At 66.9% G+C, this 24079-nt stretch carries 24 protein-coding genes and 1 tRNA gene; 9 read left to right on the forward strand and 16 right to left on the reverse strand.

What is annotated here, in order from left to right; translation table 11 throughout:
- Positions 1 to 4 precede the first annotated feature (4 nt).
- Both ACSFBE_RS23470 and ACSFBE_RS23475 read right to left on the reverse strand, forming a co-directional pair.
- Entirely contained in the window at positions 5 to 838 is an 834-nt protein-coding gene (locus ACSFBE_RS23470; RefSeq protein ID WP_435492809.1) for a carbohydrate ABC transporter permease, read from the reverse strand.
- 5 nt (positions 839 to 843) lie between these two features.
- Positions 844 to 1755, reverse strand: a complete 912-nt coding sequence (locus ACSFBE_RS23475; protein WP_435492810.1) for a carbohydrate ABC transporter permease — start codon at positions 1753 to 1755, stop codon at positions 844 to 846.
- A 147-nt stretch (positions 1756 to 1902) separates the two neighbouring features.
- On the opposite strand from ACSFBE_RS23475, the gene ACSFBE_RS23480 reads away from it, so the two are divergent.
- The 7 genes from ACSFBE_RS23480 to ACSFBE_RS23510 all read left to right on the forward strand — a co-directional run bounded on the left by ACSFBE_RS23480 (position 1903) and on the right by ACSFBE_RS23510 (position 8557).
- Entirely contained in the window at positions 1903 to 2709 is an 807-nt protein-coding gene (locus tag ACSFBE_RS23480; protein WP_435492811.1) for an IclR family transcriptional regulator, read from the forward strand.
- 82 nt (positions 2710 to 2791) lie between these two features.
- Positions 2792 to 3544 (forward strand): 2-keto-4-pentenoate hydratase, encoded by a 753-nt coding sequence (locus ACSFBE_RS23485; protein WP_435492812.1) that lies wholly within the window; start codon positions 2792 to 2794, stop codon positions 3542 to 3544.
- On the forward strand, positions 3531 to 4208 hold the full coding sequence (locus ACSFBE_RS23490; RefSeq protein WP_435492813.1) for a hypothetical protein: 678 nt from the start codon (positions 3531 to 3533) through the stop codon (positions 4206 to 4208). The genes ACSFBE_RS23485 and ACSFBE_RS23490 overlap by 14 nt, the downstream gene beginning before the upstream one ends.
- Before the next feature lie 45 nt (positions 4209 to 4253).
- A complete protein-coding gene (locus ACSFBE_RS23495; RefSeq protein WP_435492814.1) occupies positions 4254 to 5315 on the forward strand; it encodes an ABC transporter ATP-binding protein in 1062 nt (353 codons plus the stop codon).
- Between the two features lie 18 nt (positions 5316 to 5333).
- Positions 5334 to 6227, forward strand: a complete 894-nt coding sequence (locus ACSFBE_RS23500; protein ID WP_435492815.1) for a fumarylacetoacetate hydrolase family protein — start codon at positions 5334 to 5336, stop codon at positions 6225 to 6227.
- Positions 6228 to 6267: 40 nt separating this feature from the next.
- Positions 6268 to 7359, forward strand: a complete 1092-nt coding sequence (locus ACSFBE_RS23505) for an alpha/beta fold hydrolase (protein ID WP_435492816.1) — start codon at positions 6268 to 6270, stop codon at positions 7357 to 7359.
- A gap of 949 nt (positions 7360 to 8308) precedes the next feature.
- Complete coding sequence (locus tag ACSFBE_RS23510) at positions 8309 to 8557, forward strand: helix-turn-helix transcriptional regulator (protein WP_435492817.1); 249 nt, start codon at positions 8309 to 8311, stop codon at positions 8555 to 8557.
- Positions 8558 to 8707: 150 nt separating this feature from the next.
- On the opposite strand, the gene ACSFBE_RS23515 is transcribed toward ACSFBE_RS23510, so the two are convergent.
- From ACSFBE_RS23515 to ACSFBE_RS23540, 6 genes are all read right to left on the reverse strand, one after another.
- Positions 8708 to 8783: transfer RNA gene (locus tag ACSFBE_RS23515), tRNA-Asn, on the reverse strand.
- A gap of 70 nt (positions 8784 to 8853) precedes the next feature.
- A complete protein-coding gene (locus tag ACSFBE_RS23520) occupies positions 8854 to 10989 on the reverse strand; it encodes a TonB-dependent siderophore receptor (RefSeq protein ID WP_435492818.1) in 2136 nt (711 codons plus the stop codon).
- Positions 10990 to 11023: 34 nt separating this feature from the next.
- Positions 11024 to 11935, reverse strand: a complete 912-nt coding sequence (locus ACSFBE_RS23525) for a thiamine phosphate synthase (RefSeq protein WP_435492819.1) — start codon at positions 11933 to 11935, stop codon at positions 11024 to 11026.
- Entirely contained in the window at positions 11932 to 12750 is an 819-nt protein-coding gene (locus ACSFBE_RS23530) for a thiazole synthase (protein WP_435492820.1), read from the reverse strand. Before ACSFBE_RS23530 ends, ACSFBE_RS23525 begins: the two co-directional genes overlap by 4 nt.
- A gap of 6 nt (positions 12751 to 12756) precedes the next feature.
- Positions 12757 to 12954, reverse strand: coding sequence for a sulfur carrier protein ThiS (gene thiS, locus ACSFBE_RS23535; protein WP_435492821.1), 198 nt, complete (start codon positions 12952 to 12954; stop codon positions 12757 to 12759).
- Positions 12942 to 14039 carry an FAD-dependent oxidoreductase gene (locus ACSFBE_RS23540; protein ID WP_435492822.1) on the reverse strand — a complete coding sequence of 366 codons (1098 nt, stop codon included), beginning with the start codon at positions 14037 to 14039 and terminating at the stop codon, positions 12942 to 12944. The genes thiS and ACSFBE_RS23540 overlap by 13 nt, the downstream gene beginning before the upstream one ends.
- Positions 14040 to 14086: 47 nt before the next feature.
- Here ACSFBE_RS23540 and thiD point away from each other — a divergent pair, with 47 nt between their 5' ends.
- Both thiD and ACSFBE_RS23550 read left to right on the forward strand, forming a co-directional pair.
- A complete protein-coding gene (gene thiD, locus ACSFBE_RS23545) occupies positions 14087 to 14965 on the forward strand; it encodes a bifunctional hydroxymethylpyrimidine kinase/phosphomethylpyrimidine kinase (protein ID WP_435492823.1) in 879 nt (292 codons plus the stop codon).
- 400 nt (positions 14966 to 15365) lie between these two features.
- Positions 15366 to 16088 carry a sugar transferase gene (locus ACSFBE_RS23550; protein WP_435492824.1) on the forward strand — a complete coding sequence of 241 codons (723 nt, stop codon included), beginning with the start codon at positions 15366 to 15368 and terminating at the stop codon, positions 16086 to 16088.
- A 51-nt stretch (positions 16089 to 16139) separates the two neighbouring features.
- On the opposite strand, the gene ACSFBE_RS23555 is transcribed toward ACSFBE_RS23550, so the two are convergent.
- The 8 genes from ACSFBE_RS23555 to ACSFBE_RS23590 form a co-directional block, all read right to left on the reverse strand.
- Positions 16140 to 17156, reverse strand: coding sequence for an NAD(P)/FAD-dependent oxidoreductase (locus ACSFBE_RS23555; protein WP_435492825.1), 1017 nt, complete (start codon positions 17154 to 17156; stop codon positions 16140 to 16142).
- 7 nt (positions 17157 to 17163) lie between these two features.
- A complete protein-coding gene (fdxA, locus tag ACSFBE_RS23560; protein ID WP_435492826.1) occupies positions 17164 to 17493 on the reverse strand; it encodes a ferredoxin FdxA in 330 nt (109 codons plus the stop codon).
- A gap of 74 nt (positions 17494 to 17567) precedes the next feature.
- The gene (locus tag ACSFBE_RS23565; protein ID WP_435492827.1) at positions 17568 to 18890 is read right to left on the reverse strand and encodes a sulfate adenylyltransferase subunit 1; all 1323 of its coding nucleotides are present in this window, start codon (positions 18888 to 18890) and stop codon (positions 17568 to 17570) included.
- A complete protein-coding gene (gene cysD / locus ACSFBE_RS23570) occupies positions 18890 to 19840 on the reverse strand; it encodes a sulfate adenylyltransferase subunit CysD (protein ID WP_435492828.1) in 951 nt (316 codons plus the stop codon). Before cysD ends, ACSFBE_RS23565 begins: the two co-directional genes overlap by 1 nt.
- Before the next feature lie 10 nt (positions 19841 to 19850).
- Positions 19851 to 20471, reverse strand: coding sequence for a phosphoadenosine phosphosulfate reductase domain-containing protein (locus tag ACSFBE_RS23575; RefSeq protein WP_435492829.1), 621 nt, complete (start codon positions 20469 to 20471; stop codon positions 19851 to 19853).
- A 229-nt stretch (positions 20472 to 20700) separates the two neighbouring features.
- Positions 20701 to 21099, reverse strand: coding sequence for a DUF934 domain-containing protein (locus ACSFBE_RS23580; RefSeq protein WP_435492830.1), 399 nt, complete (start codon positions 21097 to 21099; stop codon positions 20701 to 20703).
- 55 nt (positions 21100 to 21154) lie between these two features.
- Entirely contained in the window at positions 21155 to 22948 is a 1794-nt protein-coding gene (locus tag ACSFBE_RS23585; protein ID WP_435492831.1) for a nitrite/sulfite reductase, read from the reverse strand.
- A 215-nt stretch (positions 22949 to 23163) separates the two neighbouring features.
- Complete coding sequence (locus tag ACSFBE_RS23590) at positions 23164 to 24060, reverse strand: transglutaminase family protein (protein WP_435492832.1); 897 nt, start codon at positions 24058 to 24060, stop codon at positions 23164 to 23166.
- Between the last annotated feature and the right edge of the window lie 19 nt (positions 24061 to 24079).

Genomic DNA, 24079 nt, shown 5'->3' on the forward strand with positions numbered 1-24079 from the left:
CGGACTAGCCCTTTACGGCGCCGGCGGTCAGGCCGTTGATGAACCATCGCTGCGCGAGAACGAAGATGGCGACGATGGGAAGGGAGGAGATCACGGCATAGGCCATGACGTAAGACCACGTGATGCCGATGCTGTCGAACACTTGGTTGACGAGCGCAACCTGCATCGTGCGGTGGGCGACCTCGGGCGCGAACGCGGCGACGGTGATGTAGTCGTTCCAGGTCGTGACCAGGCCGATGACGGCACTGGCGGCGATGCCGGGCCGCACCAGCGGCAGGATGATGCGGGTGAAGGTCTGCCAATGGTTTGCACCGTCCACCTGGGTGGCCTCGTCCAGCTCGCGCGGCACGGCATCGACGAAGTTCTGCATGAACCACACCGTCTGCGGCACCAGTCGCGCCGCCTGCACAACGATGATGACGGCGGCGTTGTTCAGCAGGCCCAGGGTATCCAGCAGGAAGTAGGTGGGCACCAGCAGCGCGACGCCCGGAATCATGGACGTGGACAGGATCATCAGCATCACGGTGCGCTTGCCGCGGAACTCGAAACGCGACGCGGCGTAGCCTGCGGGTGCCGCCAGCAGCACGGCAAGCAGCACCGCGCCCACCGCATACAACACCGAGTTGAAGAGGTCGGAGCCGAAGGTCTGATTCCGGAACACCGCTGCATACGCGGACAGGCTCGGATCGGTCGGCAGGAAGGTCGGCGGGTAGGCCATGACGTTCGCCTCGCTCTTGAGCGAGGTGAGCACGGCCCAAGACAGTGGAATCATCACGACCAGGACCAGGACGGCGAGTACCGCCCAGGACAGCATCTTTTCGGAACGGCGGATATGCATGATGTTCAGCCCGAAACGCGTCCGGTGAGGCGCGAGTAGAGGTAGCCAAGGAAGAGGTTGACGAGCAGCACGACGACCGAGATGACCGACGAGGGCGACAGGTCCACCGAGCGGAAAGCGCTGGAGAACACTTCGAAGCTCCAGGTGGCGGTGGAGCCCAGTGGCCCGCCGCCGGTGAGCACCAGGATCAGCGTGATAAGCGTGAGGTAGAGGATGCCCAGGGTGAGCGCGGTGCTGCCCAGCGTGGGTGCGATGTGCGGCCACACGGCATGGCGCAGGCGTGTGCGCAGCCCGCCGCCATCGATTTCGATGGCCTCGTAAAGCTCGGCCGGGATGCTTTGGAGCGAGGCGCTCATCATCACCATCACATAGGGAAACGACCACCAGGCTGTGACGGCGATCACCAGTATGAGGGCCAGCGACGGGTCGCCCAGCATCAGGCCCGGTTCCAGGCCCAGGGAGCGCAGCAGGTAACTGATCGGGCCATAAGAGGGGTTGAGCAGCCACAGCCAGAAGCAGCCCACCACGCCCATTGAAAGCGTCCAGGGCAGCAGCAGCAGGGTGCGCATGAGTGCCGCGCCACGGGCCAAGTTCTGCAGGGCCAGTGCGCCGGCCAGTCCCAGCGGCAGCACCACCGCCAAGGCACCGAACACGTACAGCAGCGAGTTGATGCTGAGTTCGATGAAAGCGGGCGAGGTGATGACCGAGGCGTAGTTGGCCAAGCCCACGCCTTCGATGACTTCATACAGCCGCGTGCGGTGCACGCTCAGCCACAGTACCACCGCAGTCGGGTAGAGGGTGACGGCCAGCAGTATCACCACGGCCGGTGCGAACCAGACGAAACGGCTCATGAAGCCGGGCGGCCGGGGGTCGGCCTGAGTCACGGCGTTCGGCACTGTCGAGGGAATCGCATTCATAAGGACGCGTGGAATAGTTGGAACGATGTTCCAATGTAGTGCCCAGATTAAGCACCGTCACCGGGGAAATCCCGCATGGCGGCGCGAGATGAAGCGACTAAAGTGGAACGACGTTCTGATTAAGGAGAAATTTTGGCCACTGGTGACATGATCGAGCGGGTGCTGGACATCCTTGCGCTGCTGGCGGATCACCCCCAGGGCCTGCCGATCAGCGAGATCGCGCGGCGACTGGATTTGCCAAAGAGCGCAGTGCACCGGCTGCTGTCGGTCCTGGTGGGCAAGGGGCTGGCAATGCAGGACGAGTACAGCCAGCGCTACCGCATGACGGTGAAACTGGCCGCGCTGGGCTTTCGTTTCCTGGCCGCTTCGGGCATCACGGAAATCTGCCAGCCCTCACTGGACAGGCTGGCCGCGCGCACGGGCGAACTCGCGCGCCTCGCCCTGGTGGAAGACGATGCGCTCATCTGGATCGCCAAGGCCCAGGGAGCGCTCTCGGGCCTGCGCTACGACCCGGACATGGGCCAGCCAGTGGTGTTGCATGCGACGTCCACCGGCAAGGCGTGGCTCGCCACCATGGATGACGCACGCGCCGTGGCCTTGGTCAAGGCGCGCGGCTTCGTCGTGCCCTCGCGCTTCGGTCAGCCCAAGGTGCGCGATGAGGCCAGCCTGCTGGAGGAACTCGCGCTGACACGTGAGCGCGGCTACGGTACCTCCATCGAGGAGAGCGAGCCCGGCACTTGCGCGGTGGGCTGCGCCATCCTCGACCCGCAGACGCGGCGCGCCATTGGCACCGTCAGCGTGGCGGGTCCGGTCACCCGGCTGTCCGCGGCGCGCATCGCCGCCATCGCACCTGACGTGCAAGCCACCGCAGCCGAGATCTCCGATCTGTGGCCCAGCCGCAAGGTGATGGAAGCCACGATGGGGATGACGCCCCTGAAGGTGCTCAATGGTTGACACGGGCCCCCAAGCTTGGGCAGAACGCGGAAACGCCGGCGCGCCCGACCCCGCGTTCGCGGCTCGCGTGCACAGCCTTTCCATGGCACGCGGCACCTCTGGCGTCGTCGCCGCCGATGCATTGGAGCTGCTGAGCGGCTTCGCAGACGCCTACCGGATCCAGGAAGCCGTGGGCGTGGAGCTGGGATGGACGCGGGCGGGCTGGAAGGTCGCGGCCCCGCCGGCCGGAGAGGTGATGTCTGCGCCGATATTTGACCGCGCCTGCGCAGGCAGTGGCGCCGTGTTCGACGACACCACGCTGATGCGCGACGGCGTCGAATGCGAGCTCGCAGTGCGCATCGATCATCCGTTGCCCGCTGGCGGCTGCACGCGTGACGATGTGTTGGCCGCCGTTGGCGCGGTCATGCCGGCCTTCGAACTGCTGTGCAGCCGATTGCCCGCGAAGTTCGTCTCGCCGCGCGAACACATCGTGGCAGACGGGATGGGCAACGGCGCAGTCGTGCTCGGCGCGCCTTGCGAAGACGCCCGTTCACTAGACCTCGCGAGCCTGCGCATGACGCTCTCGGTGGACGACACGCCGGTGGTGGACAAGCAAGGCGGCAATCCGTTTTCAGATCCCCTCCTTGCGGTCGTCCATCTCGTCAACCATCTTGCGCTGCGTGGCGAGCGCCTGGCGGCCGGAAGCTTCGTTCTCGCCGGCTCGCACGCTGGCGTCCATCGTGCGCAAGCCGGGCAACGGCTGCGCTGTGTTTTCGAAGGGATCGGCGCGGTCGAGCTCAGCGTTCGTGATAGCGCGGCTGCGTCATTCAAGGAGCAAGACCATGTTGGCAGGTGAAGGTGCGGTGGCTATCTGGAACGACATTGCCGAGGCTGGGCGGGCGCAGTTTTATGCCTGGCATCTTCAGGAGCACATGCCCGAGCGGGTGGGCATTCCGGGGTTCGTGCGTGGGCGCCGTTATCGCGCGGCCGACGCAGCCACGCAACCCGAATTCTTCACGCTGTACGAAACGACTACGTTCCAGGTGATCCAGGGCGCTGACTACCTGTCGCGCCTGAACGAGCCGACGGACTGGACGCGTGCGGCCACTGCCTACTTCCGGGCCACCACGCGCTCCTTGACGCGAGTGTTCGCCAGCCACGGGGTGGGCTCGGGCGGCGCACTTCTGACACTGCGTTTCGACATGGCGGACGACGCCATGACCGCAGCGGTGCCGCGCTTGGCCTCCGCCTTGGAAGCGGTGGCAAGGATGCCGCGCATCGGCGGCGCCCATCTGCTGGGCTCCGACGCCAGTGTGTCGAGCCAGTCGACCGCAGAAAGCGCGGGCCGCAAGGACCTCCTGGTGCCTGCGCGCTGGATCATCCTGCTGGAAGCGTGCGACGTCGAGGCGTTCACCCCGGCGCTGGCTTCGCTTCAGACATTTGGCGAGCTGAAGCAAGCGGCCGCCGGACGCTATGTGCATGAGCACACCCGCTTGAAAACCGCCTGGCAGGCCGGTTGATCGGGCACTGATCAAGATATTCGAACCCATCAAGGAAGACAAGACATGGCAACGGTACATATCCAAGACGCAGTGAAAGCGTTCGGCACGACGCCGATCATCCGGGGCGTGACCATCGACATTCACGACGGTGAATTCGTGGTGCTCGTCGGCCCCTCGGGCTGCGGAAAGTCTACGTTGCTGCGCATGATCGCCGGCCTGGAAGGCATCGATTCAGGCGAGATCCGCATCGGTAACAAACGTGTGAACGGCTTGCTGCCCAAGGAGCGGGATATCGCGATGGTGTTCCAGAACTATGCGCTTTATCCGCACCTCACCGTGGCCGACAACCTGGCCTTTTCTCTGAAGCTGCGCCGCGCGCCGCAGCGAGAAATCGAGGAGCGCGTTGCGCGCGCCGCCAAGATCCTGGGGCTCGAGCCGCTGCTCGCGCGGCTGCCCAAACAACTCTCCGGTGGACAGCGCCAGCGAGTCGCTATGGGCCGCGCCATCGTGCGCGACCCGCAAGTCTTCCTGTTTGATGAGCCACTATCTAACCTGGACGCCAAGCTGCGCGTGCAGATGCGCTCAGAGATCAGGGAGCTACATCAGCGCCTGAAAGCCACCACCATCTATGTCACTCACGATCAGATCGAGGCCATGACGATGGCGGACAAGATCGTCGCTATGCATGACGGGGTGGTCGAGCAGGTTGGCTCGCCACTGGAGCTATTCGACCGTCCGCGCAACGTCTTCGTGGCCAGCTTCATTGGCTCGCCCTCGATGAATCTGCTACCCGTCAAATCCAACGGCCACGCCGCCGTGGACAACGCCGGCAACCGCTGGGCAGTGCCAGGCATACCGACCGTGAACGGCCAGGCACTGACGTTGGGCGTGCGTCCCGAGCACATCCGCCTGGACCCCGAAGGAGTGCAAGCGCGCGTGCAGGTGGTGGAGTCCACCGGTTCCGAAACGCACCTCACGGTCGATGCAGGCGGTACCAAGCTGACGTGCGTGCTGCGTGAACGCGTGAGCTTGCGGCCGGGCGACGACGTGCGGTTGGGCGTCGACGTTTCGCGTCTTCACTTGTTCCACGCCGACTCGGGAGACCGAGTCGAAACCCTGCACTGAACGGCAAGGACCGCAGCCATGAAACTCGTCAGATTTGGTGCCCGCGGCGCCGAGCAGCCTGGCCTCGTTGATGCGCAGGGCATCGTGCGTGACCTCTCGGGCCTGGTCGGCGACATTGACGGCCAGATACTTTCACCTTCGGCGCTCGATCGTCTGCGCAGGATCGACAGCACGACGCTGCCCGCCGTGCCGACAGGCGTGCGCCTGGGCGCATGTGTGGGCAGCATCCCCAATTTGATCTGCATCGGCCTCAACTATTCCGATCACGCGGCCGAAACCAACACGCCGATTCCTTCAGAGCCGATCGTGTTTAACAAGCACACGGGCGCCGTGGCCGGCCCGAACGATGCACTCATCGTGGCACCGGGTTCGGTCAAGTTGGACTGGGAGGTCGAGCTTGCCATTGTGATCGGCACGCCAGCTTGGCACGTGCGCGAGGAAGACGCCCTGCGCCACGTCGCGGGCTATTGCCTTTGCAACGACGTGTCTGAACGCGCGTGGCAGCTTGAACATGAGGGCCAGTGGACCAAGGGCAAGAGCTACTACGGCTACGCGCCGCTGGGCCCCTGGCTAGTCACGGCGGATGAGGTACCGGACCCGCAGGACGTCGAGCTCTGGCTCGAGGTTAATGGCGTGCGGCGCCAGAGCGGCAGCACGCGCACGCAGATCTTCGGGGTCGCGCACATCGTGTCATACCTGAGCCGCTTCATGGCCCTGGCCCCCGGTGACGTGATCGCGACGGGAACACCCCCGGGCGTCGGTCTGGGCCAAAAGCCTCCACTGTTCCTGAAGGCAGGCGACCGCGTCGCCCTCGGCTCGCCACAATTGGGTCATCAGAGCCAGGCGGTCGTGGCCTATAACGACGAGGCGATGGGCGCCCGCTGGCGCGAGGCACGCCTGCCCCCACTTTGATGCGGCCGGCAAGAGTTAGCCTGTCATCCCCCGAACATCCATGACGCCAAAACCTGAAAATTCCGTCTGGCGCATTCCCGTCACGCATGAGTTCATTACGCGTGACTTCCCCTTCCACACGGGCCAGGTGGTGCCTGAACTGCGCCTAGCCTACACCGTGCTGGGCCGGCCTGGTGGCACTCCTGTGCTCGCCCTGCACGGCACGGGCGGCAAGGGAAGTGACCTGCTGTCGCAGGAGTTCGGCGCCCACCTGTTCGGTCCGGGTGGGCCGCTGGACGCTGCCGAGCACTTCATCGTCTTGCCTGATGCCATCGGACATGGGCGCAGTGCGAAGCCTTCCGATGGTCTGCGCGCGGCATTTCCACGCTACAACTATGAAGATATGGTTGAAGGTCAACGCCGCGTGATAAGTGAAGCGCTGGGCCTGCGGCATTTGCGGCTAGTCCTGGGTATGTCGATGGGCGGTATGCACACTTGGCTGTGGGGCGTGCACCATCCGGCGTTCATGGACGCACTACTGCCCCTGGCATCGCTGCCAGCGCCAATGTCCGGGCGAAACTGGCTACTGCGCCTGCTGCTGATCGACCAGATCCAGAGCGATCCGCAGTGGTGCCAAGGAAACTACGTCGAGCAACCCGTTGGCGCTCGACGGGCCTGGGAGTTTTTCAGCGCAGCCACCAATGGGGGAACCTTGGCCTTGCAAGCGGCCCTTTCGCATCCCGATAAGGCCGACGAGTGGTTGCGGGCAAGGCGCGCCCTGCCGTTCGACGTGGATGCCAACGACCTCATTTACCAGATTGCCGCTGCGCGTGACTACGATCCCTCGTTCGGCTTGGACCGCATCCGCGCCCACGTGCTGGCCATCAACTCCTCCGACGACGAGCGCAACCCGCCGGAGACCGGCAGCGCCGAAAGCGCTATGAAGCGCTTGGCGCGCGGCCAACTGTTACTCGTGCCCGGCAGTGCGCATACCGCAGGGCACGGCACTGTCCGATCGGCTGAACTGTGGTTGCCCACATGCCGCCGGTTCCTCGAAGCGCTACCAGCGCCGCTCGCCGCTCCAGAAGACACCTACGCCTGCGGCGGCGTCGCAATGTCTGCGACGGGAGCAACCCGAAGCGGGCGCGCTTAAGCGCGTCGTGAGCGAACGACACCCGTCATACGTTCCGCTGTAGGGTAGGCGCCCATTGATACCAGCCGAGACGCTGCGAAAGCAGGAGAGCCATGCCGTGCAAGTGCTGGCCTTCATCCACACGGGTCCGTTCCCGCGCCACGACAGGCAGTACCCGCGCTCGACGGGTAAGCGGCCAGCCACCCCACCTTGAGAACTGAGGTCAAGCCGGAGACGATGCTGCCCATCTACGTTAGCTGGACATCATCGATCGACGTCAATCCAAGGCAACGGCGCCGGTCACAGCGCAGAGTTCAAGGCGCAGGTCCTTGCTGCCTGCGCAGAGCATGGGGCATCTGTCGCATCAGTCGCGCTGTCGTTTAAGTTGAACGACAACTTGGTGCACCAATGGCGCCGCGGGCGCGGGGCGAGTCCAGTCTTATCGGCAACATCGACGACGGTGCCGAGTCGGCGCCCCAGTTCATCACGCTGTCGTTACCTCCGCCATCACTGGCACCACCGCCCCGGAGCCGGCGCCAATCGCCGAAGGAGTCCAGGCGTCTTTACACGTGCTGGTCTTTCCCCCATCAAGTGGCGTTGACACGCCTGGCCTGGGCAACCTTTCTGCCCGTGGCGACGGCTTTGCTCGACGGCGGCACCGGGGAGTTGAAGTGCCTGCCCAGGCAGCCTGTTCCCCTGTCGCCGATGAGACCGGGCCACATGCGTTCGGACCCCCCGAGTCTGTGTCAGGCGTGGGTTCCCTCCAACCACGGGTTCGAACGCCACAGCAGTCGAGGACTGGGCGCTCGCGACGATGGGTCAGAACGCGCAACAGTCTGCCGCTGCATCAGCGTGTGTCCGGCCTTCATTATCCGCACTAGCCCTGCCGCGCTTCGCCGGCTCGCGATGGGCTGGGTATGTCGTTGAGAGCGCATGAGGCAATCTAGGGCCTGAACGTCAGGAGTCCGCCATGCCCCAAGAACTGCAAGACAACCCATCGGTGCGCAGGGTTACGCTTGCCGCGCCAGCGTTTTATCGTATTGCCGATGTATTGCGAATCACGGCGCTAAGCCGTGCCACGCTGTATCGACGCATTTCGGATAAGAGGTTCCCGCAGCCCGTACATCTTGGAGGACGGGCGTGCGGTTGGACGCCCGAGGCACTGCAAGCATGGATCAGCGATCCACAGAGTTATGTTGCGCCACGATCCGGTGTGTAGTGCCGGTGTGGCCCTAGGGCCACGCAGCGTACCTTGAACCACACATGGCAAGTTTCGGACACGTGTCGGACACGGACAGCAAAGGAGATAGCGGCAAAGAAAAAAGCACCTAGGCTTTTGACCTAAGTGCTTGATTCAACTGGAACTTTTTGGCTCCTCGACCTGGGCTCGAACCAGGGACCTACGGATTAACAGTCCGGCGCTCTACCAACTGAGCTATCGAGGAACAACAGCCTCAGATTATAGCGTGCTTTTTGAGCCGGCTCCAAGAGGGGCCGTGATGCGATTCGAAGTTTTCACAACGCGGCCGTGACGGCGAGGCGGAACGTGCGCGGTGCACCCGGGAACAGGTAGACATGACCGAACTGGTAAGGCGATTCCTTCCAGTAGCGCTTGTCGGTGAGGTTCTCGATGCCGAAGGTCCAGCGCGTCGCCACGCCGCTGATTTTCGTGTCGTAGCGCAGTGCGGCATCGAAGCGCGTCCATGCAGGCAGCGTGATCGATCCGTCGGGCAGCACATTGCGGCGGCCCTCGTGCGAGAGCTGGCCTTGCAGTTCAAGTCCGGGCAGCGTTGCAAAGCGATAGGCTGCCTGCGCCCGCAGCACCTGCCGCGGCACGTTGGTCGGGCGTTCGCCATTGATGCTGGTGTTGGCGCTGCCGCTGCGCTTGGCGTCGATCATCGTCAGGCCGCCGGCGAGCCGCCACGGACCTTGCGTCCAATCGCCGCTGAGTTCGATGCCGCGGTGTTCGGCCTTGCCGTCGTAGCCGGCGGTGCAAGAGGCGCCGGTGGCGTTGCAGGTGTCGATGTTGGTCATCGGGCGCGAGATGTCGAACAGCGCCGCCTGCCAGTTGAGGCCGCCCGTGCCGCCCTTCAGGCCGAGCTCGCGCTGGCGCGAGACCAGTGCCGGCAGCGCCTCGCCCGCGTTGGCGTACTGCGACACCTTGTTCGGCGCGACTTGCGACTCCACGCCTTCGCCCCAACTCGCATACGCCAGCAGCCCGGGCTGCAACGCATAGCTGACCGCGACCCACGGGGTCGTGAGGCCGTCCTTGTAGCCGGTGGGGCGGGAGCCGTCGGTGCGCACGCTGTCGCGGTCGAACCGGGTCTGACGGACGCCTAGCCAGGTCGTGAGGCGGTCGTTCCAGCGGATCGCGTCCTGCAGCGACAACTCCGTCGAACGTTCGTCGCGATTGGTGTTGGCATCCGTCAGCGTAGGGTCGGCCGGCACGACCGCGGTGCCCCAGATGTTGCCGGTGCCGACGTAGTTGTAGGCCTGATCCTGGAAGCGGTTGCGCACGCGGCTCGCGAGCAGGCTCAGGGTGAGCTCGTGGCGCACGTTGCCGGTCGCCAGGTTGCCCTTGACGCTCAGGTTGCCCGCGGTCTGCGTGCGTCGCTCGTTCTCGCTGCGGAAGTCGTAGAAATCGAAGGTGCCGTCGGAGCAGTAGCGGTCGAAGTTGCCCTCGGCACCGCAGCCGAAGGCGTAGGCCAGCCGGTCGTCGCTCTTCAGGCGTTGCTGCCCCACCTGCGCGCTCCAGCGCCAGTCGGCGTTGATCGCCTGCGTGAGGCGCAGGGTGCCGGTCAGGCCCTCGAACACCGAGGGTTGCGACCACGGTTGGTTGTTGAGGTTAATGCGCGGGTCGACCGGTGGAGGCAGCGCGTTGCCGAGCAGGCTGAAGCCGTTCTGGCTCGGCTGCGTCTTCTTGCTGTATTCGACCTCGGCCTCGAACACCGAGTCGCGGGTGATGCGCCAATCGGCCGCCAGCGAAAGCAGATGCCGCTCGCCGTCGAGCGCATAGGTGCGCGGCTTGAGGTCCTCGGCCGCGACGTTCAGCCGATAGCCGAACTGCCGATCGGCGCCGAAGCGGCCCCCCAGATCGACCGCGCCCAGCACGCTGCCGCGCCCCGAGACTTCCGTGCGCACTTCCCGCAGGTCCTGCTCGGTCGGCCGCTTCACGACATAGTTGACGATCCCGCCCGGCGCGCTGGTGCCGGCCTGGATGCCGCTGGTGCCACGCAGGATCTCGATGCGTTCCTTGTTGTCGAGCGGGATCGCGGTTTCGGCGCTGATCGGCAGGCCTTCGCGGCGGTAGTTGAAGCGGTTGTCCAGCACGAAGCCGCGGATGGTGAGGTAGTCCCAGTAGCCGGCCGAGTTGTACGCGTCGGTCACCGACGCATCGAACTGGGTCAGATCGGCCAGGCGCCTCGCACCGCTGGCCTGCAGCTGCTGGCTGCCGATCACGGTGGCGGAGATCGGCACCTCCCTCAGCGGCAGGTCGCCGAAGCCGCTGATGTCGGCTTGCGGTGGTGCGCTGCGTGCATCGACCGTGACGGAAGGCAGCGTGGCCTCCTGGGCGTGTGCGACGGCACCCGTCATCGAGAGCAGGGCGGCCGCAACGGCCAGGGCGATGGAGGTGGGGCGAGCGGTGTGCATGGGGCGGGTGGAAGCAGGGAAAGAAGTCATCGGGTCAGTGCGCAGCGGCAACGGCGGCGGTCAGTCGTGCGGCCATCGCCTCGGGGTTGTCGGCGGTGATCAGCGCGCGCACCATGCCGACCGAGCCGACGCCGGTGGCCAGCACCGCCGGCATGCGCTCGGCATCGATGCCGCCGATGGCGACCTGCGGATAGCCGCGCAGCAGTCGCGCATAGGCGTCGAGCCGTGCCACGCCCTGCGGCGCGGTGGTCATCTGCTTGAGCGTGGTCGGGAACACGGCGCCCATCGCGATGTAGCTCGGGCTGACCATGTCGGCGCGCACCATCTCCGCGTAGCCGTGGGTGCTGACCCCGAGCCGCAGGCCGGCAGTTCGGAGGCGCCGCAACGCGGCCGGCGCCAGCGCATCGAGGTCTTCCTGGCCGAGGTGCACGCCATAGGCACCGGCGGCCATGGCCGCCTGCCAGTGGTCGTTGATGAAGAGCCGGGCGCCGGTCGCCTGCACGGTCCGCACGGCGGCGGCGACTTCGTTCGCCACGGCGTCGGCGTCCTTCGACTTGAAGCGCAGTTGCACCGTGGGCACCCCCGCCCGCGCCATGCGCCCGACCCAGGCGGCGTCGGGCAGCACGGCGTAAAGACCCAACCGCTCGGGGCAGGGCGCGAAGGCATCGCTGCGCGTCGCGAGGGGAAACCGGCCCATGCCGAAGTCGATCGGCATTGCGGGCCACGCCAGTGCGTCGAAGCGCCCGTTGCGGAGGGTCTGTGCATGCCAGGCGCAGGCCAGGCATTCGGCGTCGGCCTCGATGAAGCCGAGCGTCATGCAAGCCTGCTTGGCGGCCCGGTACACCGGATGCGCGGAGCGGAAGGTGGCGGGCGGCGCAGCCGTGGTGCCGAAGCGTTCGGCGTGCGCGTCGACGATCGCAGCAGCGAGGGCAATGTCGTGGCTCATGGCGATGCGTGGTGCCAGAACGGCGTGCCGAGTACCGGCGTGCTGGGCTGCGCGCTCTGCTGCGTCGCCATCGCGCCCGCGCGGTGCGCGCTGCGGCCGGCCTGCACCGCATCGGCGAAGGCACCGGCCATCGCGACCGGGTCCTGCGCCATCGCGACGGCGGTGTTGAGCAGCACGCCGTCGTAGCCCCACTCCATCACCTGGCAGGCGTGGGAGGGCAGGCCGAGGCCGGCGTCCACCAGCAGCGGCACGTCGAGGCGTTCGCGCAGCAGCTGCAGCGCATAGGGATTGACTGGCCCGCGGCCGGTGCCGATGGGCGCCGCCCAGGGCATCACCGCCTGGCAGCCGACATCGACCAGCCGCTGGCACAGCACCAGGTCTTCGGTGCAGTAGGGCAGCACCCGGAAGCCGTCGCGGATGAGCTGCGATGCGGCCTCGACGAGATTCAGCGTGTCGGGCTGCAGCGTGTAGTCGTCGCCGATCAGCTCGAGCTTGATCCATGGTGTGTCGAACAGCTCGCGCGCCATCTGCGCAGTGGCGATCACTTCCTGCACGCCATGGCAGCCGGCGGTGTTGGGCAGCACCGGCACGCCGAGTTGCTTGAGCAATCGCCAGAAACCGTTGTCGTCATGGCCGCCGGCGCTGGGCGCGGCGGTTTGCCGGCGCAGCGATGCCGTGAGCATGGCCGGCCGCGCGCGCCGCACCGCCGCATCGAGCACGTCGGGCGAGGGGTATCGCGCCGTGCCCAGCAGAAGCCGGCTGTGGAAGGTCTGGCCGTACAGGACCAGCGCGTCGTCGGATGTCGTTGCGTGCATGTGGGGCTAGCCTCCGGTCACCGGACGAATGACTTCGAGGCGGTCGTCTTCTTTCAATGCGTGCACGGCGTGGGCCGAGCGCGGCACGAATTCGCGGTTCACCGCCACCGCGTAGGGCGGCACGGCGTTCATCGCGGCCAGCGCATCGGCGACCGTGGCCGGCTCGGACAATGCGTGCGGGGTGTCGTTGATCAGCACGCGCATGCCATGGTCTCCATCGGCAGGTCGAGCCGCTCGGCCAGCGCCGAGTGCCCGGTGGCCAGCACCTCCATCGCCATGTCCAGCATCGCCGGCGCGATCATGAAGCCGTGGCGATACAGGCCGTTGATCTGCAGCACGCGGGGCCCCGGCGACCGGATCGCCGGCCGGTTGTCGGGCAGCGTGGGTCGGCACTGGGTGGCGATCTCGAGGATGCGCGCCTCGCCGAAGCCGCTGTGCACCGCGTAGGCCGCGCTCAGCAGCTCGAGCGTCGAGCGCACGCTGGCCGGTGACAGGTCGCCCGATTCGATCTCGGTCGCACCGATCACGAACACGCCATCGGGCTTCGGCGCGATGTAGAGCGGGTAGCGCGGATGCACCAGGCGCGTCGGCCGCGTCAGTGCCACGTCGGGCGCGTGCACGCGGATCACTTCGCCACGCACGCCCCGCAGCGCCGGCCACTGCGGCCGTGCACCGAGGCCGCGGCAGTCGATCACGCGTTCGTTCGGCGCAGGTGAGAAGTCCTCCGGCGAGCGGGCGCAGTGCCAGTGCAGCCGCACGTTGGGCATGGCCTCCAGCGTGTGCTGCAGGGCGGCGAGCAGCCCGCGGTTGTCGAGCTGGCCCTCGCCTGGCAAGAACAGGCCCTGCGCGAAGCGGCCGGCCAAGGCCGGCTCGAGCGCGGCGACGGCGTTCGCGTCCAGGTGCTGCATCGGCGGCAATGCCGGCACAGCCGCAGCGCTGTGAGAGAGCACCCGTGCCAGGCGTGCGGCCTCGGCCGCATCCTGCCGATGCCACAGCACCAGCGTGCCTTCCTGTTGGAAGAAGACCGGCGCATCGAGCGAGGCGAGCAGCGCTGGCCAGCGCGCCAGCGCGTGGTGGCCCAGGCGGACCACCGCCGGCGGCGCCACCGCCGATTCGGCCAGCGGCGCCAGCATGGCAGCCGCCACGCGTGCCGCGGCACCGTCGGCCTGCGGCCCGGCGGCATCGAACAGTGCGACCTGGCAGCCGGCGCGGGCCAGCGACAGCGCCATCAGCCGGCCCATCAGGCCGGCGCCGAGCACAGAGGCGGCATCGAAGGGCAGCGTGCTCATCGCGTCGCCGCAACCGCGTGCCACGACCATCGCCCATAATTTTCGGCATGACCACGCCGCCCACTGCCGCCCCACCGCCGACGCACCGCTATGCGCGCGTGCTGTCCATCGCCGGCTCCGACAGCGGCGGCGGTGCCGGCATCCAGGCCGACCTCAAGACCTTCGCGGCGCTCGGCTGCTACGGCCTGAGCGCCATCACCGCACTCACGGCGCAGAACACGCGCGGCGTCGTCGCCATCCATCACGTGCCGGCCGACTTCCTCAAGGCACAGATCCGGGCGGTGGTGGAAGACATCGGCGTCGACGCCGTCAAGCTGGGCATGCTGCCGACACCCGAGAGCGTGGAGGTCGTCGCCTGGGCCATCGACCACTACCGGTTGCCCAACGTGGTGCTGGACCCGGTGATGGTGAGCACCAGCGGCCATCGCCTGGTCGCCGAGGAAACGGCCGCGCGGCTGCTGCGCGAGCTGTTCCCGCGCGCATGGCTCGTCACGCCGAACCTCGACGAGGCGGCGCTGCTGGTGGGCCATGCGGTCGACGGCATCGATGCGATGAACGGCGCCGCCGAGGAACTGCTCGCCCGCGGCGCCCGCGGCGTGCTGCTCAAGGGCGGCCATCTGCCCGGCCAGGCGCTGGTGGATCTGCTGGCACTGCAGGGTGGGGCGCGGCAGCGCTTTGCCTCGGCGCGTATCGCGAGCCGGAATCTGCACGGCACCGGCTGCACGCTGTCCTCGGCCATTGCCGCGCAGCTCGCGCTCGGTCATGCGCTGCCCGATGCCGTGGAGCTGGCGCGCCGCTACCTGCTCGGGGCGATCGCCGAAGGGGCGGGTGCGCAAGTGGGTGGCGGTGAGGGCCCGCTCAACCACGGCTTCGCGCCACAGGCGATGCGGCAGTTGCCGATCGAGGGCTCGCCCGCACGCGCGTAAGCGCCTCGCCGCCCATGGGGCGGCCTGTGCAGTGCTGGTGTGTGCCATCCATTTGCTCCGTTGCAAATTGTTTGGCAGGTGGGCGTGGCCCGAACGCCCCTCGCACCCGGGCGGGTACTGTGGCGTCACGGCGGTTCGAGCCGGCTTCCCTGCGCGAGGATTACCTCGGGCCTTCCGGGTGAGCGGAAAGCGCAATCAGGTTCAAAGGGACTTTCTCAGCCGGATCGGCAAGCCGAACCAGCACCCCTAGCGAGCCGCCATTCTAGGCGCGTCGGCGTGCAGCATCGAAGGGGGCAGACGTGGGCTTTTGTCTTACACCAAAGGCCCCGAAGAACCGCGACAAACGGGGTTCCTGTGAAGAGTTCACAGATTCCATCCATTTTCTTAGGCACTTACCCTGATGCGACCCGAGCCGATCCCTTTCGTCGATGTCTCGCGCCCCCCGTCTCCCAGGCACACGCCGGCGCGCGCCGCGCTGGCTGACATTGCGACGCCGTACTGCCTGTCGCCGGTTCAACGTGCGCTGAAGCGCAGCATGGACATCGTGGGCGCCCTGTGCTTCTTCATCTTGTTCGCGCCGCTTTATCTGATGGTGGCGATTGCCGTGCTGCTCGGTGCCGGCGGCCCGGTGCACTACTGGCAGCCCCGCCTCGGCCAGAACGGACGGAGCTTCCGCTTCTACAAGTTTCGCTCGATGGTCCACGGCGCCGACAAGGTGCTGGCGCAGCACCTCGAGCGCGATCCGGCCGCGCGCCAGCAGTGGGAAACCTTCCAGAAGCTCGACAACGATCCGCGCATCACGTCGGTGGGCCGTTTCATCCGCAAGCTGAGCCTGGACGAACTGCCGCAGTTCTTCAACGTGCTCAAGGGCGACATGAGCCTGGTCGGCCCGCGGCCCTGCATGGTGCGCCAGCGCAGCCTCTACGGCGCCCACTGGCCGCACTACTGCCAAATGCGGCCCGGCATCACCGGGCTGTGGCAGGTGAGCGGCCGCAACCGGCTGTCGTATGCCGAGCGGGTGCAGTTCGACGTCCGCTACGCCACGGAATGGTCGCTCTGGCTCGACATGAAGATCCTGGCACGCACCGTGTGGGTCGTGCTCAGCGGCGACGGATCCTCCTGAGCCGCCGCGCCCCAGCACGGCGCCCTGGGGGCACCACGCGCAGCGCAGGCGTCAGACGCCCAGCAACTGGTGCAGACGCGTGCTCGTGGTTGTGTACTGCAAGTGGATCGCCTTGCCGGGGAAGACGATCGCCGCCGCACCCCAGGCCGCCAGCGTGGCTTCGTGGAAACCGCAGACGATGAGCTTCTTCTTGCCCGGGTAGGTGTTGATGTCACCGACCGCGAACACGCCGGGCTCGTGCGTCTCGAATTTCTCGGTATCGACCGGGACCTGCTTGCGCTCGAGCGCCAGGCCCCAATCGGCGATCGGCCCGAGCCGCGGCGAGATGCCCAGGCAGGCGATCAGGGCGTCGACGGGCAGGGCGACGGTCTGCGTGTCGGGTGTCGTGACCTGCAACGCGCAGCCGTCGAAGGCCGACGGCTGGCCAACGACGAAGTCGAGCGCACCGGCCGCGATTTGCGCCCTCAGCGCAGCCACGGTGCCCGGCTCGGCCTGGAAGCCGTCGCGACGGTGCAGCAGCGTCACCCGGGCGGCGTGGCCGACCAGGGCCCGCGCGGTGTCGAGCGCCGAATCGTCCCCGCCCTGCACCACGACCGACTGGCCGGCAAAGCGTGCGAGATCCGACGGATGGTAGAAAAGCTTCGACCCTTCGAAGGCCTCGATGCCATCGATCGTCACTCGGCGCGGCACGAAGGCGCCGACGCCCGCCGCGATGAAGACGGTCTTCGCGAGGAAGGCGGTGCCGCGGTCGGTGCCGAGGCGCCAGCGGCCGTCCGCTTCGCGTGCCAGCGTCGCCACCTGTTCGCCCAGGTGCATCGTTGGCCGGAAGGGCGCCACCTGCTGCAGCAGTGCATCGACCAGGCCACGGCCGGTGGTGGCCGGTGTGCCGGGAATGTCGTAAATGGGTTTGTCGCCGTACAGCTCGACGCACTGGCCGCCGGCGTGGGGCAGGGCGTCGATGATGTGGCTGGAGATCTCGAGAAGGCCCAGTTGGAAGGCCTGGAACAGCCCGACCGGGCCGGCGCCGATGATCAGCGCGTCGGTCTCGATCGGAGGGCGCGCCGACATCGGCTGCTTACTTCACCAGTTCCGAAACCTTGTTCGGCTTGTCTTTCCACTCGTCGGCATCGGGCAGCGGCGCCTTGCGCTTGGTGATGCTCTTCCAGCCGTCGGCCAGGGCGAGCTCGGCATTGAGCTTGATGAAGGCGAGCTGGTCGGCCGGCAGGTCTTCTTCCGCGAAGATCGCGTTGGCCGGGCATTCGGGAATGCAGACGGCGCAGTCGATGCATTCGTCCGGGTCGATCACCAGCATGTTGGGACCTTCACGGAAGCAGTCCACCGGGCACACGTCGACGCAATCGGTGTATTTGCAGCGGATGCAGTTTTCTGAAACGACGTGGGTCATGGGAATCTGTGCCGGGTTGTCTCGGCGAAGTGAAATCGGGGGAAACCCCGGATTTTAGGGGTTCGCGGAAGGCGCTATTCGACCGTCGGGCGAACCAGCACCGCGGCCGCGGTCTTGTGGCTGGCCGTGTCGACCAGCACCAGCGAGCCGAGCGCGCGCGAGCGTGTGAAGGGCAGCACCGCCAGCGGCTGCTGCAGCGCCAGCACCACATCGCCGATCGCATTCGCCTCCAACTGGGCGGCCGGCTTGGCTTCGAGCGTGGCGATGTCGACGCGGTCGACGATGCGCGCAACCTTTGCCTTGACCCAGCGGTGGCCCTGCAGCGCCCAGTAGATGCGGCCCGGCACCAGCGGCTCGTCGTCGAGCCCGGCGACCGTGGCAGTGATCTCGCGCACCGGGGTGAAGGCATCGGGCGCCAGCAGCCAGTCGCCGCGCGAGACGTCGAGTTCGCGGTCGAGCACGATGCCCGCGCTGTGGCCGGCATGCACCGTCTTCGGCTGGCGTGTGTGGCCCAGCACCTGGGCCACCGTCGCCGTTTGCCCGCTGGGCATGACCGTGACTTGCTGGCCGGGTTCGACATGGCCGCTGGCGACACGGCCCCAGAACACGCGGCGGCCCTGCGAGGTGTCCGACGACGAGGAGAACTTCTCGACCCACTGGACGGGAAACGCGAAGGGCACGTCTTCGTCCTGCGCGGTCACCGGCAAGCCTTCGAGCAGGTCGAGCAGGGCCGGGCCGGCGTAGCCGCACCAGCCTTCGTGCGCGGACACCACGTTCCAGCCCTTGAGCGCGGAGATCGGCACGATGGCCGCGACCTGCACGCCGGCGCTCGTGGCGAAGGCGTTCAGTGCGTTCGAGATGCGCTCGAAGGCCAGTTCGGCGTCGGTGATCGCGTCGAGCTTGTTGACCGCGAACACGATCGACTGCACGCGCAGCAGATGGCACAGCAGCGCATGGCGGCGGGTCTGGGCCAGCAGTTCGCCCTTCACGACTTCGCCGTCGGTCACTTCTGCAGCCCAGCCCAGCTTGGTGGCGTCGACCAGCACCACGGCGGCGTCGGCGCTCGAAGCGGCCGTGACCATGTTGCGCGTGTACTGTTCGTGGCCGGGCGCGTCGCCGATGATGAACTTGCGCTTGGCCGTTGCGAAGTAGCGGTAGGCGACATCGATGGTGATGCCCTGTTCGCGCTCGGCCGAGAGGCCGTCGGTCAGTAGCGCCAGATCGGTCTCGCCACCGCGCTGCACGCCGGCCAGCTGGTCTTGCAGCACGGTCTTGCTGTCGACCAGCAGGCGGCCGATGAGCGTGCTCTTGCCGTCGTCGACCGAGCCGCAGGTGATAAAGCGCAGGGCGGCGCCGGTGTCGGCCGCGATGTCGGATTCGAGGGTGGTGGCGGTCATCAGAAGTACCCGTCCTTTTTGCGTTTTTCCATGGAGGCTTCGGAGGTCATGTCGTCCATGCGCGTGGCACCGCGCTCGCTCACGTCGACGCTGAGCGTCTCCAGCACCACATCGCCGGCGTCGGCCGCAAGGCTGGCGACCGGGCAGGTGGTGGTGATGTCGCCGACGGTGCGGAAGCGCACGTCGCGCGTCTCGATGGTCTCGCCATCGCGCGCAGGGGTCAGCGGCGTCACCGGCACCAGCAGGCCCCGGCGTTCGACCACTTCGCGCTTGTGCGTGTAGTAGATGGAGGGCAGGGCGACGGCCTCGCGTTCGATGTACTGCCACACGTCGAGCTCCGTCCAGTTGGAGATCGGGAACACGCGGAAGTGCTCCCCCGGTGCGAGGCGCGTGTTGAACAGCGTCCAGAGTTCGGGGCGCTGGTCTTTCGGTTGCCATTGGCCGAAGGAATCGCGGTGCGAAAAGATGCGTTCCTTGGCGCGCGCCTTTTCCTCGTCGCGGCGGGCGCCGCCGATCAATGCGTCGAAGCGGAATTCCTCGATGGCTTCAAGCAGGGTGACCGACTGGTGCACGTTGCGCGATTCGCCCGGGTGTGCCAGCCGCACGGTGCCGCGCGCCATCGAATCCTCGACGCTGCGCACGATCAGTTCGGCGCCCAGTTCCTTGGCGCGGAAGTCGCGGAAGTCGGTCACTTCGGGGAAGTTATGGCCGGTGTCGATCATCAGTAGCGGGTACGGGATGCGGCCCGTGCCAAAGGCCTTCTCGGCGCATTTCAGCAGCACCAGCGAGTCCTTGCCGCCGGAAAAGAGGAGCGTCGGCCGTTCGAAGGCGCCAGCGACCTCGCGCAGGATGAAGATGGCTTCTTCCTCGAGGGCATCGAGTTGCGTGTTGGAAAGGCGCTCGGGGGAATGCATCGGTGTCAGCAGTTCGGAGTCGGTGCGGGCGTTCATCGGGGGGGCCTCAGTGCGAGAGATGCAATCCGCATTCGCGGTTGTCTTCGCCTTTGGTCGGGTCCACGTAGTCGAAGTTGTTGGGCAGGCCGTGGGTCTCGCAGTAGGCGTACAGCTCCTTGGACGACCAGTGCAGCAGCGGCGCGACCTTGATCAGTCCGTCCGGGTTGATGCTGACCGGGTCCATCTGCGCGCGCACGGCGGTGTCGGTGGCACGCAGCGCGGTGAACCAGACCTTCGGCGCCGTCTCGCGCAGCGCGCGGGCGAAGGGCTCCAGCTTCACCTCTTCCGTGAAGGCCGCATGGCGCGGATCGTCCAGCGCCGGCGTCGGGCCTTCCACTGCCTCACGGTGCGCCCGTGAGCGGCGCGGCAGGTAGATGTGCAGGTCCAGCTTCAGCTGCTTGGTCACCTCGTCGGCGAAGCGGTAGGTGGCCTCGGTGTTGTAGCCGTTGTCCATCCAGACCACGGGAACGTCCGGCTTGGCACGCGTGACCATGTGCAGGATCACGGCCTCGAAGGGTCGGAAGTTGGTGGTGATGATCGCGGGCTGGCCGAGGCCGATGGCCCAGTCGACCAGGCCGTCTGCGTTGCGGCCGAATTCGGTGTTGACGTGTGCGAGGTCGATGCTCATGGGACAGAAGTTTTCGTGGGAGCCCGAACTGTAGGGAGAGCCTTTATGGAAGCAAACGATCTTTTAGTTCGCGCTTTATGCGGATAAGCAAATGCGCCAGTGTTCATGCGGGTTGCGGGGCGATTTGGGTCCGAACCTGGATATGGAGACCGTCACCCTGGCACACCCTGTACGGCCAAAAAAAAAGCCGCGCAGAGAGCGCGGCCCGGGTGTGGTCACCGAGGGACCGTCAGGCGTGCTCGCGCTTGAAGATCGGCTCGGCCGTCACCGCGTCGCCCTGGTAGAAGGCCGCGAAGCGATCGAACTGGCGCTGGGCGGCCGATGCGTCGACGCCTTCGCGCAGCACCGCACTGGTGAAGCCCATGCGCTGCATCTGAACCAACTGGTCGATCAGCACGTCGCCGGTGGCGCGGATCTCGCCCTGGAAGCCCATGCGACGGCGCAGCAGGAAGGCCTGGCTGTAGGCCCGGCCGTCGGTGAACTTCGGGAAGTGCAGGTCGATGCGCTCGATGTCTTGCAGGCACACGGCGATCGCGAGCGGATCGGCGTCGTTGGCCAGCTGCAGCACCTTCGGACTGCCGTCGTCGACATGGTCTTCGGCCGCGATCAGTTGCAGGGTCTTGTTCATTCGGAAACCTCCGCGCTACGCGCTGCGGTATTCGCCTTGGGAGCGGCCCGGCGGCTCATGCCGCCACCTCTTCGGCCTTGAAACGGGCGCCGTTGGCGGCCGCCTTGAACGGGTCGGGCCCGACGCGCCGCAGCGTGTCGATGAAGGTCTCGCGCTTTCCGTCGACGATCTGGCGGGTGTCGCGGTAGGTCGAGAGCACGGCCTCGATCACCTCCGGCACCTCCGCTGCGGTGAACGACGGGCCGACCACCTTGCCGGCCTGGGCCGGGCCGCTGAGCGCGGAACCGTCGGAGCCGGCCAGCGTCACCTGGTACCACTCCTTGCCGTCCTTGTCGACGCCGAGGATGCCGATGTGGCCGCTGTGGTGGTGGCCGCAGCTGTTGATGCAGCCGCTGATATGCAGGTCGATCTCGCCCAGGTCGTCCAGCTCGTCGAGGTCCTGGTAGCGCTCGGTGATGGCCTCGGCGATCGGGATCGAGCGGGCGTTCGCCAGGTCGCAGAAGTCGCCGCCGGGGCAGGCGATCATGTCGGTCAGCAGGCGCACGTTGGCGCTGGCGAAGCCGGCCTCGCGGGCGGCGAGCCACAGCGCATGCAGGTCTTCGGCATGCACCCAGGGCAGCAGCAGGTTCTGGTCGTGCGTGACGCGGGCCTCGCCGGCGCTGAAGCGGTCGGCCAGGCGCGCGGCCGTGTCGAGCTGGTCGGCGGACGCGTCGCCCGGCGCCTGCCTCAGGCGCTTGAACGACAGCGTGACGGCGCGCAGCGCCGGGTTCTGGTGCTGCGCCACGTTGCGTTGCAGCCAGCGCGCGAACAGCGTGTCGTCGGCGGCATGCTTCTGCAATTCGGCCTCGGTCTTCTCGGCGCTTTGCAGCACACGGGTGGCGAGCGTCGGCGGCACGAAGGAGGCGGCCACCCGGTCGTATTCGGCCTGGGTGATCGTGTGCGGCGCGCCGTCGTGCTCGACGACCTGCTTGTACTCGGCTTCGACGTCATCGATGTAGCGCTGGCCCTCGGCCTTCACCAGGATCTTGATGCGCGCCTTGTAGATGTTGTCGCGGCGGCCGTATCGGTTGTAGACCCGCACCACGGCTTCGAGGTAATTCATGACCTGGTGCCAAGGCAGGAACTCGCGCAGCACCGTGCCCACGATGGGGGTGCGGCCCATGCCGCCGCCCACCTGTACCCGGAAGCCGAGCTCGCCGGCTTCATTCTTGCGCAGCTTCAGGCCCACGTCATGCCAGCCGGTGGCGGCGCGGTCTTCGGTGGCGCCGGTGATCGCGATCTTGAACTTGCGCGGCAGGAAGGCGAATTCGGGGTGCAGCGTGCTCCACTGCCGCATGATCTCGGCGAAGGGCCGCGGGTCGGCCACCTCGTCGGCAGCGACTCCGGCGCGCTCGTCGCTCGTGATGTTGCGGATGCAGTTGCCGCTGGTCTGGATGCCGTGCATGTCGACCGTGGCCAGCAAATCCATCACATCGGCGCTCTTGTCCAGCGGGATCCAGTTGAACTGGACGTTCTGGCGCGTGGTGAAGTGCCCGTAATGCGTCGGCATGTGCTTGGTACCGAGCTTGCCCTGCATGTCGAGGGCGCGGCGGTAGACGGCGGCCTCGGGTTCGTCGTATTCGCGAGCGATGCGCGCCAGCACCCGCAGCTGCGCACTCGACAGCTCGCCATAGGGCACGGCCACGCGCAGCATCGGCGCGTAGCGCTGCACATACCAGCCGTTCTGCAGCCGCAGCGGCTTGAATTCGTCCTCCGACAACTTGCCGGCCTGCCAGCGCTCGAGTTGGTCGCGGAACTGCGCCGCGCGCAGGCGAACGAACTGGCGATCGAAATCTGTGTATTGGTACATCGTGTGTGAATCTTGACGCGCGGTGCATTCGGCACCGCCCGGAGGGCATCGACTTTAGAAGTCACGCTCAGGGAAACCAACTATTTTTTGGTTTGCGCATTATGCGGATAAGCATATTCACCAGTGGCCATGCGGGTTGGCGGGCGATTGAAGGCCTTGTGCGGATAAGGGCGCGCCGCCGGCAACAGATGCGAATCCGTCGAAGCTGGAGGTCGTCAGCCGGCCCGGCGCTTCACCTGAACGGTGGCTTCCAGGCTTTCGTAGGCATCACGCTCTCCGAACCAGCTCCCGGAGACCGGCGCCGCGAAGGCCGGGTCGCGCGCCACCGCGACGCGGATCAGCTGGTTGCCGCCGAGCAGGTTGTTGGTCGGGTCGTAGGCCACCCAGCCGGCGCCCGGCAGGTAGGCCTGCAGCCAGGCGTGCGTGGCCCCAGCACCGGTGATCGCTTCGCCAGAGCCGACGGTGTTGTCGTCAAGCGCCGCGTCGTACAGGTAGCCCGAGACGAAGCGCGTCGCCACGCCCAGGCGCCTCGCCGCTTCCATCATCAGCAGCGCGTAGTCGCGGCAACTGCCGCTGGACAGCGCCAGGGTCTGCAACGGCGTTTGCGTGCCTTCCTCGTCTCGCGTCTCGTAGCGAAAATTCTGGTTGATGTGCTGGTTCATGCGCTCCAGCAGGTCGCGCGTGCCGGTGGGCCCATCGTGCCGGAAGAACTGGTGGGCCCAGGCGATGAGCTTCCCGTCCGGGTCGTCGTGGTGCGGGCGCAGGTAGTGCTCCAGGTCGAACCGGTCCTGCACGGAGTAGGCGAAGGGCAGGTGCTCGGCGGAAGGCGACAGCAGCGACAGGTCCTGCGTCACGTCGGCCCGCTCGATGGTGAACGAACACACCAGCCGCAGCTCGGTGGCCGGCCGGATGGGTTGCACCAGAGCCACCGAGTTGGAGTGCGGATCCTGGATCATCCGGACGATCGCCTCCGGGCTCACCTGCAGGTCGGTGGCCAGCACCCGCAGGTCATGGCTGTCGCGCGGGCGGAACATCACGCGATGTTCGCCGAAGGTCACGGGCGTGCGGTAGCGGTAGACGGTGGTGTGGACGATGTCATAGCGGATAGGCATGTCGCCATTCTGCGCGCAA

The organism is Variovorax sucrosi (assembly GCF_051216635.1).
In the GTDB taxonomy this organism is placed as follows: domain Bacteria; phylum Pseudomonadota; class Gammaproteobacteria; order Burkholderiales; family Burkholderiaceae_C; genus Variovorax.